At 56.7% G+C, this 13,801-nt stretch carries 11 protein-coding genes; 6 read left to right on the plus strand and 5 right to left on the minus strand.

Annotation, left to right across the window (positions count from 1 at the left end):
- Positions 1-3: 3 nt before the first annotated feature.
- From M2406_RS10955 to M2406_RS10965, 3 genes are read left to right on the plus strand one after another with little or no spacing between them, the layout of a single operon-like run.
- A complete protein-coding gene (locus M2406_RS10955; protein ID WP_017891424.1) occupies positions 4-867 on the plus strand; it encodes a MurR/RpiR family transcriptional regulator in 864 nt (287 codons plus the stop codon).
- Positions 868-905: 38 nt separating this feature from the next.
- Positions 906-2,345, plus strand: a complete 1,440-nt coding sequence (locus tag M2406_RS10960; protein WP_259189987.1) for an amidohydrolase family protein — start codon at positions 906-908, stop codon at positions 2,343-2,345.
- 17 nt (positions 2,346-2,362) lie between these two features.
- Complete coding sequence (locus tag M2406_RS10965) at positions 2,363-2,761, plus strand: RidA family protein (protein WP_259189989.1); 399 nt, start codon at positions 2,363-2,365, stop codon at positions 2,759-2,761.
- Between the two features lie 52 nt (positions 2,762-2,813).
- Here the strand turns inward: M2406_RS10965 and M2406_RS10970 are convergent, their stop codons facing one another.
- Together M2406_RS10970 and argF are read right to left on the minus strand one after the other, a co-directional pair.
- Positions 2,814-4,382, minus strand: coding sequence for an ABC transporter substrate-binding protein (locus M2406_RS10970; RefSeq protein ID WP_259189991.1), 1,569 nt, complete (start codon positions 4,380-4,382; stop codon positions 2,814-2,816).
- A gap of 253 nt (positions 4,383-4,635) precedes the next feature.
- On the minus strand, positions 4,636-5,655 hold the full coding sequence (gene argF, locus M2406_RS10975; RefSeq protein ID WP_012005010.1) for an ornithine carbamoyltransferase: 1,020 nt from the start codon (positions 5,653-5,655) through the stop codon (positions 4,636-4,638).
- Between the two features lie 163 nt (positions 5,656-5,818).
- Between argF and rraB the strand changes: the two genes are divergently transcribed.
- Positions 5,819-6,247, plus strand: coding sequence for a ribonuclease E inhibitor RraB (gene rraB, locus M2406_RS10980; RefSeq protein WP_012005011.1), 429 nt, complete (start codon positions 5,819-5,821; stop codon positions 6,245-6,247).
- A 55-nt stretch (positions 6,248-6,302) separates the two neighbouring features.
- A complete protein-coding gene (gene miaE / locus M2406_RS10985; RefSeq protein ID WP_012005012.1) occupies positions 6,303-7,067 on the plus strand; it encodes a tRNA isopentenyl-2-thiomethyl-A-37 hydroxylase MiaE in 765 nt (254 codons plus the stop codon).
- Positions 7,068-7,088: 21 nt separating this feature from the next.
- On the opposite strand, the gene M2406_RS10990 is transcribed toward miaE, so the two are convergent.
- The gene (locus M2406_RS10990; RefSeq protein ID WP_259189992.1) at positions 7,089-8,696 is read right to left on the minus strand and encodes a GMC family oxidoreductase; all 1,608 of its coding nucleotides are present in this window, start codon (positions 8,694-8,696) and stop codon (positions 7,089-7,091) included.
- A gap of 352 nt (positions 8,697-9,048) precedes the next feature.
- Between M2406_RS10990 and M2406_RS10995 the strand changes: the two genes are divergently transcribed.
- Entirely contained in the window at positions 9,049-10,056 is a 1,008-nt protein-coding gene (locus tag M2406_RS10995; RefSeq protein WP_259189993.1) for an acyltransferase, read from the plus strand.
- Between the two features lie 157 nt (positions 10,057-10,213).
- On the opposite strand, the gene M2406_RS11000 is transcribed toward M2406_RS10995, so the two are convergent.
- Both M2406_RS11000 and M2406_RS11005 read right to left on the minus strand, forming a co-directional pair.
- Complete coding sequence (locus M2406_RS11000) at positions 10,214-10,717, minus strand: GNAT family N-acetyltransferase (protein ID WP_026142174.1); 504 nt, start codon at positions 10,715-10,717, stop codon at positions 10,214-10,216.
- Between the two features lie 196 nt (positions 10,718-10,913).
- Positions 10,914-13,790: a valine--tRNA ligase gene (locus M2406_RS11005; protein ID WP_012005016.1), complete on the minus strand. Its 2,877-nt coding sequence runs from the start codon at positions 13,788-13,790 to the stop codon at positions 10,914-10,916.
- Between the last annotated feature and the right edge of the window lie 11 nt (positions 13,791-13,801).

Genomic DNA, 13,801 nt, shown 5'->3' on the forward strand with positions numbered 1-13,801 from the left:
GCGATGGGTGTTGAAATCGACATTATCTCGCGCATTACGGAGCGTTTTATCGAGCTGAGCAGCGCCGAAAAACGCATCGCACAATTCATTCTGGATGATGCGGAGGCGGTGACTGCCCTGCCGATTGCCGAATTGGCCCGGCAGGCTAACGTTAGCCAGGCTTCGATCACTCGTTTCGCCAAAGCGCTGGGCTGCCGGGACGTGCGTGACCTTAAGGTGAAGTTGGCGCAGTCGCTGGCGGTGGGGCAACGCTTCATTCACGAAGAGCCGGACCTCGAAGGAATTCAGGGGATTTATGAAAGCATCATCAATGTCCTGAATATAAATCGGCGGAGCCTCGATGACGCAGCGCTGGCCAAGGCGGTGGAGTTACTCAGTGGTGCGCGACAAATTGTGGCGATGGGTATGGGCGGCGGCTCGACCCTCTGCGCAGCAGAGATCCAGCATCGGCTGTTTCGTCTGGGGTTGCCGGTGACGGCACAAAGTGATGGCTTGCTGGTGCGCATGATGGCGGCGGTGGTGAGCCGGCAGGATGTGGTGGTGGCGCTGTCACTGGGCGGCTACACGCAGGAAGTGGTGGAAAGTGCCGCCATTGCCCGCCAGTACGGGGCCAAAGTGGTGGTGATTGCTCCCGCCGGAACGCCACTGGCGGCGCAGGCTGACGTGCTGTTGGCGTTGGTGGTGCAGGAAAATGATTACATTTACAAACCCAGCAGCTCGCGCTACGCCATGCTGGCGATGGTGGACGTGCTGGCGACGGCGCTGGCCATGGCAAATAAACGCCAGTCCAGAGATCGGCTACGCCGCATCAAGCTGGCGCTGGACAGCCATCGCGGAGGGGCCGATCGGCAACCATTGGGTGACTGAGCCGGATCCCACAGACAATAACGGAAGGATAATGATTCATGCGGTATCAGTATCTGTTTAAAAATGTCACGGTGATCGACGGCAGCGGTGGGCCACAGTACCGGGCGGATGTTGCGGTCAAAAACGATCGCATTGCGGCGATTGCGCCTGCCATCGAGGCCGACGCCGAGGTGGTGATTGAGGGGCACGAACGGGTATTGTCGCCAGGGTTTATCGACGTGCATACCCATGATGATACCAACGTGATCCGCATGCCTGAAATGCTGCCGAAGATTTCACAGGGCGTGACCACGGTGATTGTCGGCAACTGTGGTATCAGCGCGGCCGGTGCGACGATCAGAACCCAGGTGCCGGACCCGATGAACCTGCTGGGTGAGAAAGAACATTTCGTTTACCCGACGATTGCCGCCTACCGTCAGCAGGTGGAAACCGTAACACCCGCGGTGAATGTGGCGACGCTGATCGGGCATACCACCTTGCGCAGCAACCAGATGGATGACCTGTTCCGCCCAGCCAATAGCGAAGAGATCGTTGCCATGCGCGAGCAGTTGCGCAGCGCATTGCAACAGGGCGCGTTGGGCTTGAGCACCGGTCTGGCCTATGCCTCGGCGTTTTCGGCCCCCACCGAAGAGGTGATGGCACTGGCGGAAGAGCTGGCGGATGAGCAGGGTATTTACACCACTCACCTGCGCTCGGAGTTTGAACCTATCCTTGAGGCGATGGACGAGGCCTTCCGCATTGGCCGCCACGGCCGGGTGCCGGTGGTGATTTCGCATCATAAATGTGCCGGGGCCAAAAACTGGGGCCGCACGCAGGAAACCTTAAAACTGTTCGACAAGGTGCGCCAGACACAGGATGTGTCCTGTGACTGCTACCCTTATTCCGCCAGTTCTTCGACGCTGGATTTAAAACAGATCACCGATGATTTCGACATCGTCATCACCTGGTCCGAAACGCACCCGGAAATGGCGGGGCAGTCTTTGCGCGACATCGCCGGAGGCTGGTCGATGAGCCTGCATGAGGCCGGCAAGCGGCTGATGCCGGCAGGGGCGATTTACTACAATATGGACGAGCAGGATGTACGCCGGGTGTTGAGTTATCCGCTGACCATGGTGGGGTCGGATGGCCTGCCGAACGATCCGATGCCGCATCCGCGCCTGTGGGGAGCCTTCCCGCGCGTACTGGGGCATTACAGCCGTGACGAAGGTCTCTTCCCCCTGACCGTGGCGGTGCACAAAATGAGCGGTATGTCCGCGGCGCGCTATCAACTGCCGCAGCGTGGGCTGATCAAAACGGGTTATTTCGCCGATCTGGTGTTGTTCGATGCGTTGAAAGTAAAAGACAGCGCGACGTTCAGCCAGCCCCAACAACCCGCCGCCGGGATTGACGCGGTGTGGGTGAACGGCGTACTGAGTTATGAACATCAGGCCGTTACCGGCCTGCGCGCCGGGCGGTTTTTGTGCCGCCAGGGCAAATAAATCGACAGGAGCAAGGCATGACGATTAAAAGATACGGAATTGATGGCGGAACCGGCACGGGTGGGCAACACCTGCCCTTTTCCAGAGCGGTTGAAGCCGGTGGCTGGCTGTATATCTCCGGCCAGACACCGATGAAAGACGGTGAAGTGGTGGAGGGCGGCATTATCGAGCAGTCGCGCCTGGCGATCCAAAACTGTCTGGATATTATGGTGGAGGCGGGATACGGCCTGGAAGACGTGGTGCACGTTAAGGTCATTCTGACCGATGCGCGTTATTTCCAGTCATTCAATAAAGTCTTCCGCGAGTTTTTTGCTGCTCATCCACCGGCGCGTATTTGTGCGGTTGCCGATCTGGTGGTGGATTGCAAAGTTGAAGTGGATATCACCTGTTATAACGCGGCGCGCATTACCCGATAAACGCCGGAATGGCCCGGCGCAAGGCGTTAAGTCACCCTGCGCCGGGAGCCGCTTATTTGCTGACGCGATCGTAGTAGACCATGTCGGCATTCAGACCCTGCTGGTAGCCTTTGACGTTATCGCGCAGCACCACTTCGGTTTTTGCCTGATCGATAAACACATACGGCGAACTGCGCTGCAGTTCCTGCTGCATGGCGGTATAGAGTGCGGTGCGTTTGGCCGGATCGGCCTCGGCCACCGCCGCCAATGTTTGTTGGCTTAGCTGCGGGATCTGCCAGCCGTTGAGGCCCGCGACCGTGCTGGTCTTGCCGTCGTTATAGGCGAAGGCACTGGCATTGGAGTGGGCGTCGAAGTAGTCCGGGATCCACAGACGGATTGCTGCCTGATGCTGACGGGCGCGCACCCGCGAATAGACCTGACTGCCGGCCGCCGGCAACAGTTCCAGCTTCACGCCGCCCTCGGCAAAGCTGGCCTGCAGCGCCTGGGCGATGGTGATAAACGGCGGTTTGTTTTCCACGTCCAGCGTCAGAGCGGCGTTGGTGATGCCGGCCTTGGCCAGGATCGCCTTGGCTTTGGCCGGATCGAAGCTGAACGGATTGTCTTTCAGCGCGCCCGGCAAGCCGACCGGCAGGAAGCTCTGGTGGACAAAATACTGGCCCTTCAGCAGATCTTTGGTGATGCCCTGATAGTCGACCAGATAACGCGCCGCTTCCCAGAAGGCCGGATTTTTCAGCAGCGGATTGGCAGTATTGCCGGTGTTGAACACCAGATAGTTTTGCTCGGCGGAAGGGATTTCCAGCACCTTCACGCCCGGCTGATTTTTCAGCGCCACGGTCTGGTCCGGGCCAAGTTCGCGTGCTACGTCGGCGTCGCCCTGCTGGATCAACAGGCGGCGGGTGGCGGAGTCTGGCACGCTTTTAATGATGATGCTTTTCAGCAGCGGCTTGCTGCCCGGCGACGTCGGGTTGGCATCCAGCACAATTGCCTGATGCGGTTGGTAGACGCGCATTTTGAACGGCCCGCTACCGGCGGAGTGCATTTTCAGCCAGGCGTTGCCGTAGTCACCGTCTTTGATGTTGGCCTGCACCGCCTTGCCGTCGACGATCGAGGCGATCGGCGTAGAGAGAATATTCAGCGCCACCGCCGGGCTGACGTCTGCCGTCCAGCTCAGTTGCAGGCTATGGTCGTCGATTTTCTTCAGCTGTGCGTCGATGTTATCCGGCTGCCAGCCGAGCACGTTGAGGATAAATGCCGGTGACTTGTTCATCTTCACCGCGCGGCTGTAGGAAAAGATCACGTCATCGGCAGTCAGCGGGTTACCGGAGGCAAATACTACCTGTGGACGCAATTTGATCGTCAGGGTTTTGGCGGCGGCGTCGCCCTGCCAGCTTTCCGCCAGCACCGGCACCACCTTCGCCGGATCGTCGCGATCCGCCTGCACCAGCCGCTGATACAGGCTTGGCACGGTCTGGATGCTGGACAGTTCGTTGGCTTCCGCCGGATCGAGGCTGACGATGTCATCCAGCGATTGCACCACCACCAGCGTATTGGGTGGAGTGGCGGCCAACGTGGCGGTGGATAGGGCGGCAAGCATTAACAGCGGCAGGACTTTGGCTTTCATCGATGTGTTTTCCCTTGAAGGCACTACAAGAAATTATTGTTATCGTTTGTTTTCACGGCGTTTTCGCCGCCAGAATGCCACGGTAGAACCTTTGCTGGTGGCTGACAAAGGCTAATCGGCTATTTGATATGCCTTAAACATCTTAGACGGATTGGCAGGGGTTGCCAGAGAGGAGGGGAGCGCGAGTCTGCAAACCCGCGCTCCCCATTGCCCGTGCGTGACGCGCCCCGGCAATATGTGTGGGAGTTAATGGTTAAAGCGTTTCGCTCAGGGTGGCGACCATCACCGCCTTGATGGTGTGCAGACGGTTTTCTGCCTGATCGAACACCACGCTGTGCGCGGACTCGAACACTTCATCGGTCACTTCCATGCCGCCATGCAGCCCGTATTGCTCTGCCATCTGCTTGCCGAGGGTGGTTTGGTCGTCGTGAAACGCCGGCAGACAGTGCAGGAATTTAACGTTCGGGTTGCCGGTCAGTTTCACCATCGCCATATTGACCTGATAGGGTTTCAACAGCCCAATACGCTCGTGCCAGGTTTCTTTGGGTTCACCCATCGACACCCAGACGTCGGTATACAGAAAGTCCGCGTCCTTCACTCCTTCGGCAATATCTTCGGTCAGGGTGATTTTGGCCCCGGTCTGTTTGGCTAATGCCTGGCACTCTGCCACCAGTTCCGGCTGCGGCCAGCAGGCCTTTGGCGCCACCAGACGCAGATCCATTCCCGCCAGTGCGGCGGCTTCCAGCAGGGTGTTGCCCATATTGTTGCGGGTATCGCCGAGGTAGGCGAACTTCACTTCGCTCAGCGGCTTGCCCGGCAACTGTTCCTGTACCGTGAGCAGGTCTGCCAGCAATTGGGTGGGGTGGAACTCATTGGTCAGCCCGTTCCACACCGGCACGCCGGCATGCTGGGCCAGGGTTTCCACCAGATGCTGGCCGTACCCGCGGTACTGAATACCGTCATACATCCGGCCCAGCACGCGGGCGGTGTCTTTCATCGATTCCTTGTGGCCAATCTGGCTGCCGCTCGGGCCGAGATAGGTGACCTGAGCACCCTGATCGAATGCGGCAACTTCGAAAGAGCATCGGGTACGGGTCGAGTCTTTTTCGAAGATGAGCGCGATGTTTTTGCCCTGCAGGTGGCGTACTTCCTTGCCTTGCTTCTTGGCCTGCTTCAAGTCGGCCGACAGTTTCAGCAGCGCATGCAGCTGTGCCGGGGTGAAATCCATTAACCTCAGGAAGTGACGTTTGTAGAACGGGTTTATGCTACTCATTGCCGTATATCCTTATCGTTTAAATTGAATTTAAATTCACTTTATATGTATGAATATTCAATTTCAACCCCGGAGTGGAAATCTTTCACGTTTATCGTGGAAGCAATGCCGACGGTGTGTGAAAATAGGCGCAATACAGGCCATTTGACTTGAGGATATAGGCATGGCAAACAGCGAACAGCTAGACGAACAACGTGAAGAGACCCGCCTGATCATCGAAGAACTGCTGGAAGACGGCAGCGATCCAGAGGCGCTCTACACCATCGAACACCATCTCTCTGCCGAGAAGTTTGAAGTGCTGGAGAAAGCCGCTGTCGAAGCCTTCAAGTTAGGCTTTGAAGTGACCGACGCCGAAGAGCTGGAAGTGGAAGACGGTACCCTGGTGATGTGTTGTGACGTGATCAGCGAAGTGGGTCTGAACGCCGAAGTGATCGACGCTCAGGTTGAGCAACTGGTCGCACTGGCAGCACGTTGCGGCGTTAACTACGACGGCTGGGGCACCTACTTCGAAGATCCGAACGGCGAAGAAGGTGACGATGATGAAGAAGAAGGTGACTTCATCGACGAAGACGACGACGGTAAACGCCATTAATTAACTTCTGCTTAATTCCTGTGGGCCGGCGCTTGTTGGCCCCTGATAAGAACACATGAAATACCAATCCCTGTTAGCCCCGATTTTAAACTTCCTGCACTGTGAAACCCCAGACGCCTGGATTGATGCTGCGCGCCGCCCGGAAAACCTGCCGCTGTTGCTGACTGACCATATGGTTTGCGAGCTAAAAGCCGCGCAGACCGGCATGTGGCTGATCCGTCGTTACGTGGCTGACAAGGAGAGCGGTGACGCACTGCTGGCGCTGCTCAGGCCTTACGAGGCATTTTTGCATGAAGCGCAGGGCGTGCCGGAAGCGCTGTTCCAGCAGAACAATTTCACCCGCAAGATCCTGCCAAAAAACGGCTCGGCCTACGGTCAGGATCTGGCGGACAGAATGGTGCTGCTGATCAAAGAAGAGCTGCATCATTTCTCGCAGGTGCTGGAGATTATGCTGGCGCGGCAGATCCCGTATAAGAAAATCACCGCCAGCCGCTATGCCAAAGGAATGATCCGTGAGATCCGCACCCACGATCCGGCCACGCTGATTGATAAACTGATTTGCGGCGCTTATATCGAAGCGCGTTCCTGCGAACGTTTCGCCCGCCTGGCGCCGCACCTGGACGACGAGCTCAACCGCTTCTACGTTTCGTTGCTGCGCTCCGAAGCGCGTCACTACCAGGACTACCTGACATTGGCCGAACAGATAGCCGGTGGCGATATCAGCGAACGGGTGGCCCATTTTGGCCGCATAGAAGCGGCGCTGATCCAAACCCCGGACAGCGAATTCCGCTTCCACAGCGGCGTGCCTGCCATCGCCTGACAGCCGGGCACCCAGATAATTTTATTGTGGCGTGCCCAGCAGTAAATCCACCGCTTTTTCCGCCAGCATGATGGTCGGCGCATTGGTATTACCGCTGGTCACCTGTGGCATCACCGAGCAGTCGATCACCCGCAACCGTTCAAATCCATGCACCCGCAGTTGTAAATCGGTTACCGAGTCCTGCGGGGATTGGCCCATGCGGCAACTGCCCACCGGGTGATACACCGTTTTGCAGAAGTTGCGTACGAACTCTTCCAGTTGTGCCTCATCGTTCAGCCATACCGGCTGTGGCATCAGCAAATCTTTGATCAGCGGTTTGAGGGCGGCGGTTTGCAGAAAACGCAGGCCGAACTTCACCGCACGCACGCTGCCGGCCAAATCTTCCGGATGGCCAAGATAGTTGGCGTGCAGCTTCACCGGATCCTTGGGATCGCGACTGCGCAGCAGCACTTCACCGCGCGCCCTGGGTTGCAGATAGCCAACCTTGAGCGTGAAGCCGTGGATATTGGGCAGTGGTTCGCCGGGTACGTCGTCCCAACTGTCGAGCATCGGCAGGAAGTGGATCTGCACGTCCGGCCGGCCGTCGCCCAGGCTGTCGGTGAAGGCGGCCCCTTCCAGCACGTTGGAACTCAGCACGCCGCTGCGAAACGCCAGCCATTCGGTGCCGTGGCGTAGCGCCTGCAGGCCGCGATCGGCACCGTACAAACTGATCGGCTCGCGGGTGCTGACGTTGATCGACATATGCAGGTGATCGTGAAAGTTCTTGCCGACCGGCAGATCCGCCAGCGGTTCGATCCCCAACTGCTGCAGATGTTCGCGTGGCCCGATGCCGGATAGCATCAGGATCTTTGGCGATCCTACCGCGCCGGCGCTGAGGATCACTTCCTGCGCGGCATGGGCCGTGACTTCGGCACCGCCGTTTTGGCTATACACCACGCCGGTGGCGACGTTGTTGTCGAACACCACCCGGTGTACCAGCGCATTGAGTTTCACCACCAGCCGCTGTTCGTTACGCACGGCTTTCAAATAGGTACGTGCAGTGCTGGCGCGCTCGCCGTTGTGGGTAGTGGTTTGGTAGAAGCCGACGCCCTGTTGGCTGTCGCCGTTGAAATCGTTGCGGTAGGGGAGATCCAACTCCTGGCCGGCGCGAATAAACGCCATGCTGAGCGGGTGACGATAGCGGTTCTCGCTGACCGGCAGCAGCCCCTCGCCACCATGATAGGTATCCGACAGGCTCTCGTTGGCCTCGGCGCGTTTGAAGTAGGGCAGCACGTCCTGATAGCCCCAACCAACACAGCCATAGCGTTCGGCCCACTCGTCGTAATCCTGTCGCTGGCCGCGAATATAGATCATGCCGTTGACCGAGCTGCTGCCGCCCAACACCTTGCCCTGGGCGATTTGCATGCGGCGGTTATTGGCATGCGGCTCCGGCTCGGTTTCATACGGCCAGCTTTTTTTGGCGATGATTTTCGCCACGCCGGCCGGCATCTTGATGAACAGATTATTGTCGTCGCCACCGGCTTCCAGCAGCAGTACCCGCGCCTGGGTGCGGCGGATCAACTGCGCCGCCAGCACGCAACCGGCAGAACCGGCACCGACAATGATGTAATCAAAAGCGTTTTCCGACATGACTGCTCCCTGTGCGATTGCGGCATTAGCCTGTTCTGGCAGAGTATCCCAAGCGGGTCAGAGGTCAATTTGCAATCATTAATTTATTAACGAATATCACAAAAAATATTTGTATTTTTTATCATATTCATGATTTTTATGGATAAAAAATAATGTAACCATATTAATGTTTGTATGTTGCTTGTCTGCGGGCACAGGCTGGCGAGAGAAAATGCGGTTTTATAAACAAACGGCGCATTGTTTCTTAAAGGAATATTAATTATGAGACTTATCCGAGCAGGAAAGAGAGTGTCAGAGCAAAAATGCTGCTATATGATGATCCACTCTATTATCGGATAAGATATTAAGAAATATGGAAATTTCGATTAATAAGTCTAATTATTTAAAAGGGATTGCCATCATTCTGATGTTAATCCACCATCTATTTGCTTACCCAAGCCGCATTAGCCAAGATATCCATGTTTATCATATGGTTAACAGTGTCGATATTGAGATATTTGTTGGCCTGTTCGGCAAGATTTGTGTGTCGATGTTCCTGTTTTTATCCGGCTACGGATTCTCGCTAAAAAAAGAAGTGTCGTTTAAATATATCTGGGGCAAGCTGAAGAACTTATATATCAGCTACTGGATAGTGCTGTTTATCTTTGTGCCGATTGGCATCATTTTCTTTCCGGGCGAAAGATATTCCCTGTCGCTGTTGCTGTTTCTCGAAAACCTGATGGGCATAAAATCCACTTATAACAGCGAGTGGTGGTTCTTTAAACTCTACGTGTTGTATGTGCTCTCTTTGCCGCTGCTGTCGCGGCTGAATATCGGCCCGTTGCTGGGGCTGCTGTTTCTGGCAGCACTTTGCGGCAAGGGGCTGCAGTATGTTGGCTGGGCGCCAGAGGTGTTGATCGAATATTGCACCTGGTTGCTGCCGTTTGGCTTTGGCATGGTGTTTGGCCGTAGCCAGAAAATGCCGCCGAACTCGTGGCTGGTGAAACTGATCGCCATCCTGAGCCGCACCCATCCGCTGATCTTGCTGATGGTGACGGTGGCGGTATTTATCGTCGCGCATAATCCTGGGCTGCTGCTGGTGACGCCGTTGTTTATTATTGCGCTGATGAATACGGCCGATGGGCTGGGCAGCAGGGTGAACCGGGTAGTGGGCGAGTTGGGCAAGCATTCGATGTATATGTGGCTGACCCACAGTTTCTATTGCTATTACTTCACCCAGAAGCTGATCTTTGCGCCGCGCTATACGCCGCTGATCCTGCTGTTGTTAATTGCCGTATCCTACCTGACCAGCCTGGTGCTGAGCCGGATTGAATTGGCTATCAAGGGTGGAATGACGGGGAAAGAGCAGAAGGCGGGGTAAGCTGGATAAGAAAAGAGATCATTTGTGTGTTCTCTCAGAAGACGAACAATGTTTGTTATTAGGGAGAGCGTGCCGAAGGGGTCGTAGCAGCCTTGGCTGCCGGAGCGCCCCTCGGTGCGCTAGGCCCGGGTATCTCGGGCTGAACAGTAAGCGCTGATCACAGCGTCTTCAGCATGGTGACTTCGCAGTCGACGTGGCCGGTGGTGCCCATGGCCTGGTCGATATGCTCAAAGCCCAAATGCTCATACAGGCCGATAGCCTGGGTCAGACTGGCGGTGGTTTCTAAATAACAACAGCGGAAACCCTGTTGACGGGCGAACTCCAGTGCCTGCAGCGCCAGGCGTTTTGCCAGACCCTGGCCGCGTAAAACCGGCAGGAAATACATTTTCTGTAATTCGCAAATATCCACTTCACCGCCCTGCAGCGGCGCAACACCGCCACCCCCGGCAATCTGACCGTCGACTTCTATCACCCAATAAGCGCTGCGAGGCAGGCTGTAGAGCTGATACAAGACGTCCAGATTGGGGTCGGAAACGGTATAGCCTTTGTCCGCCGTCAAACCGTGCTCGGCGGAGACTTCGCGAATGACATTGGCAATAGCGGCATTATCGTCAGCCGTTATTGGGCGCACCAGAAGACGTACTGGGGTTGCTGTTGTCATGTTTACACTCGCCATTAAAAGGAACCACATTCGTTTTTATCGCAGCACAAAACGCGCCTGGGTTGATTCCCCGGCGGCATCCATGCGGCATATATTAATATATTGTAATAACATCTTAAGCGGGCCAGATGCAACGGCGATAAAAAAACAGCGGGGAAATCCCCGCTGTTTTCAGCTGTTACAGTGAACCGACAGATTACAGCGCGGCGATGGTCGCCTGCTGTTCCTGCAGCTTCACTTTGCCTTCTTTGCAGGCGGTCAGACGTTCGCGCTCTTTGGCGACCACGGCTTCTGGCGCACGCGCCACAAAACCTTCGTTAGACAGCTTGCCTTCGATCGAGGCGATTTCCGCATCCAGCTTGCCCATCTCTTTCGACAGACGCGCAATCTCGGCGTCTTTATCGATAAAGCCGGCCATAGGGATCAGCAGCTCGGCACCGTCCACCAGTTTGGTGACCGATAACGGGCCTTTATCACCGGCAGGCAGCAGGGCGATCGACTCCAGACGTGCCAGACGCTGAATAAAGCTCTGGTTCTCCTGCACGCGGCGCTGGGCGTCGGCATTGCAGTTGCGCAGCAGCACTTCCAGCAGTTTGCTCGGGGCGATGTTCATCTCGGCGCGAATGTTACGCACCGCAGTGATCGCCTGCTTGATCCACTCCAGGTCGTTCAGCGCTTGCGTATCTTCCAACGCGGCGTCGTACTCTGGGAACGGCTGCAGCATGATGGTGTCTGCGGTTTCGCCGGTCAGGGTTTTCACGCGCTGCCAGATGGTTTCGGTAATGAATGGGATCACCGGGTGCGCCAGGCGCAGCAGGGCTTCCAGCACGGTGATCAGCGTATGGCGGGTGCCGCGCTGTTCCGCTTCGCTGCCGTTGGTCACCACCGGCTTGGTCAGTTCCAGATACCAGTCACAGAACTGGTTCCAGGTGAATTCGTACAGGATGTTGGCGGCCAGATCGAAGCGGTAAGTGTCCAGCGCTTCGCGGTATGCCTTCACCGTGCGGTTAAATTCAGCCAGGATCCAGCGGTCCGCCAGCGACAGCACTTTCTCGCCGCCGTTAAAGCCACAGTCCTGGCCTTCTGCGTTCATCAGCACAAAGCGGCTGGCGTTCCACAGCTTGTTACAGAAGTTGCGGTAGCCTTCCAGGCGCTTCATGTCCCAGTTAATGTCACGGCCGGTAGAAGCCAGTGCCGCCAGGGTGAAGCGCAGGGCGTCGGTGCCGTGCGGCTCGATGCCGTTCGGGAACTGCTTCTCGGTGCGCTTGCGGATTTTTTCCGCCAGCTGTGGCTGCATCATGTTACCGGTGCGTTTTTCCAGCAGGTCTTCCAGCGAGATGCCGTCAACCATGTCCAGCGGGTCGATCACGTTACCTTTCGACTTGGACATTTTCTGCCCTTCGTCGTCGCGGATCAGACCGGTCATGTAGACGGTCTTGAACGGAACCTGTGGCTTGCCGTTTTCATCCTTCATAAAGTGCATGGTCAGCATGATCATGCGCGCAATCCAGAAGAAGATGATGTCGAAGCCGCTGACCATCACGCTGGTCGGGTGGAAGGTTTTCAGCGCGTCGGTCTGCTCAGGCCAGCCCAGGGTAGAGAAGGTCCACAGGCCGGAAGAGAACCAGGTGTCCAGCACGTCTTCGTCCTGGTTCAGCACCACGTCAGGGCCCAGGTTGTTCTCGCTGCGCACTTCTGCTTCGTTGCGGCCAACATAGACTTTGCCGTTCACGTCGTACCAGGCCGGGATACGGTGACCCCACCACAGCTGACGTGAGATACACCAGTCCTGAATGTCACGCATCCAGCTGAAGTACATGTTTTCGTACTGCTTCGGCACGAACTGGATCTCGCCTTGCTCAACCGCTTCCACCGCCACTTTCGCCAGCGGAGCCGTACGCACGTACCATTGGTCGGTCAGCATAGGTTCGATCACCACGCCGCCGCGGTCGCCGTAAGGCACCGTCAGGTCGTGTGGTTTGATTTCTTCCAGCAGACCCAACTCTTCAAAGGCAGCCACTACCGCTTTACGCGCCGCGAAGCGCTCCAGGCCACGGAACTGGGCCGGGATCTCGTTGCAGTAATCGGTGCAGATTTCGCCGAGGGTGTTGAACACTTCCGCTTCCTGACGGATATCGCCGTCGAAAGTCAGGATGTTGATCATCGTCAGGCCGTGACGTTTACCGACTTCGTAGTCGTTAAAGTCGTGCGCCGGGGTGATTTTCACGCAGCCGGTGCCTTTTTCCATATCGGCGTGTTCGTCACCGACGATGCGGATACGGCGACCAACCAGCGGCAGAAGGATTTCTTTGCCGATCAAGTCTTTGTAGCGTGGATCTTCCGGGTTCACCGCTACGCCGGTATCACCGAGCACGGTTTCCGGACGGGTGGTGGCGACCACCAGGTAATCTTTGCCCTCGGCGGTTTTGGCGCCGTCGGCCAGCGGATAGCGCAGGTGCCACATGGAGCCTTTGGACTCGCGGTTTTCCACTTCCAGATCGGAGATGGCGGTGCGCAGTTTCGGATCCCAGTTCACCAGGCGCTTGCCACGGTAGATCAGATCTTCTTTGTGCAGACGAACAAACACTTCACGTACCGCGTTGGACAGGCCTTCGTCCATGGTGAAGCGTTCACGCTCCCAGTCCACGGAGTTGCCCAGACGGCGCATCTGACGGGTGATGGTGCCGCCGGATTCTGCCTTCCACTGCCAGATTTTGTCGATGAACGCATCGCGGCCATAGTCATGGCGGGTTTTGTTTTCTTCTGCGGCGATCTTGCGCTCAACCACCATCTGGGTGGCGATACCGGCATGGTCGGTACCCGCCTGCCACAGGGTGTTTTTGCCCTGCATGCGCTGGTAACGGATCATGGTGTCCATGATGGTCTGCTGGAAGGCGTGGCCCATGTGCAGGCTACCGGTGACGTTCGGCGGCGGGATCATGATGCAGAAGCTTTCCTGGCTGGTATCACCATTTGGCTTGAAGTAACCCTGGTTTTCCCAGTGATCGTACAACTTCTGTTCGATCTCTTTCGGGTCGTAGGCGGTATCGAGGTGACTGTTTGTCTTTTCCATTTTATATCGTT

The organism is Serratia sp. BIGb0163 (assembly GCF_024809935.1).
In the GTDB taxonomy this organism is placed as follows: domain Bacteria; phylum Pseudomonadota; class Gammaproteobacteria; order Enterobacterales; family Enterobacteriaceae; genus Serratia; species Serratia quinivorans.

Bases quoted from the DNA above. Each gene is read 5' to 3' on its own strand.
- M2406_RS10955 (WP_017891424.1), top strand. From the start codon at position 4: ATGGGTGTTGAAATCGACATTATCTCGCGCATTACGGAGCGTTTTATC.
- M2406_RS10960 (WP_259189987.1), top strand. From the start codon at position 906: ATGCGGTATCAGTATCTGTTTAAAAATGTCACGGTGATCGACGGCAGC.
- M2406_RS10965 (WP_259189989.1), top strand. From the start codon at position 2,363: ATGACGATTAAAAGATACGGAATTGATGGCGGAACCGGCACGGGTGGG.
- M2406_RS10970 (WP_259189991.1), bottom strand. From the start codon at position 4,382: ATGAAAGCCAAAGTCCTGCCGCTGTTAATGCTTGCCGCCCTATCCACC.
- argF (WP_012005010.1), bottom strand. From the start codon at position 5,655: ATGAGTAGCATAAACCCGTTCTACAAACGTCACTTCCTGAGGTTAATG.
- rraB (WP_012005011.1), top strand. From the start codon at position 5,819: ATGGCAAACAGCGAACAGCTAGACGAACAACGTGAAGAGACCCGCCTG.
- miaE (WP_012005012.1), top strand. From the start codon at position 6,303: ATGAAATACCAATCCCTGTTAGCCCCGATTTTAAACTTCCTGCACTGT.
- M2406_RS10990 (WP_259189992.1), bottom strand. From the start codon at position 8,696: ATGTCGGAAAACGCTTTTGATTACATCATTGTCGGTGCCGGTTCTGCC.
- M2406_RS10995 (WP_259189993.1), top strand. From the start codon at position 9,049: ATGGAAATTTCGATTAATAAGTCTAATTATTTAAAAGGGATTGCCATC.
- M2406_RS11000 (WP_026142174.1), bottom strand. From the start codon at position 10,717: ATGACAACAGCAACCCCAGTACGTCTTCTGGTGCGCCCAATAACGGCT.
- M2406_RS11005 (WP_012005016.1), bottom strand. From the start codon at position 13,790: ATGGAAAAGACAAACAGTCACCTCGATACCGCCTACGACCCGAAAGAG.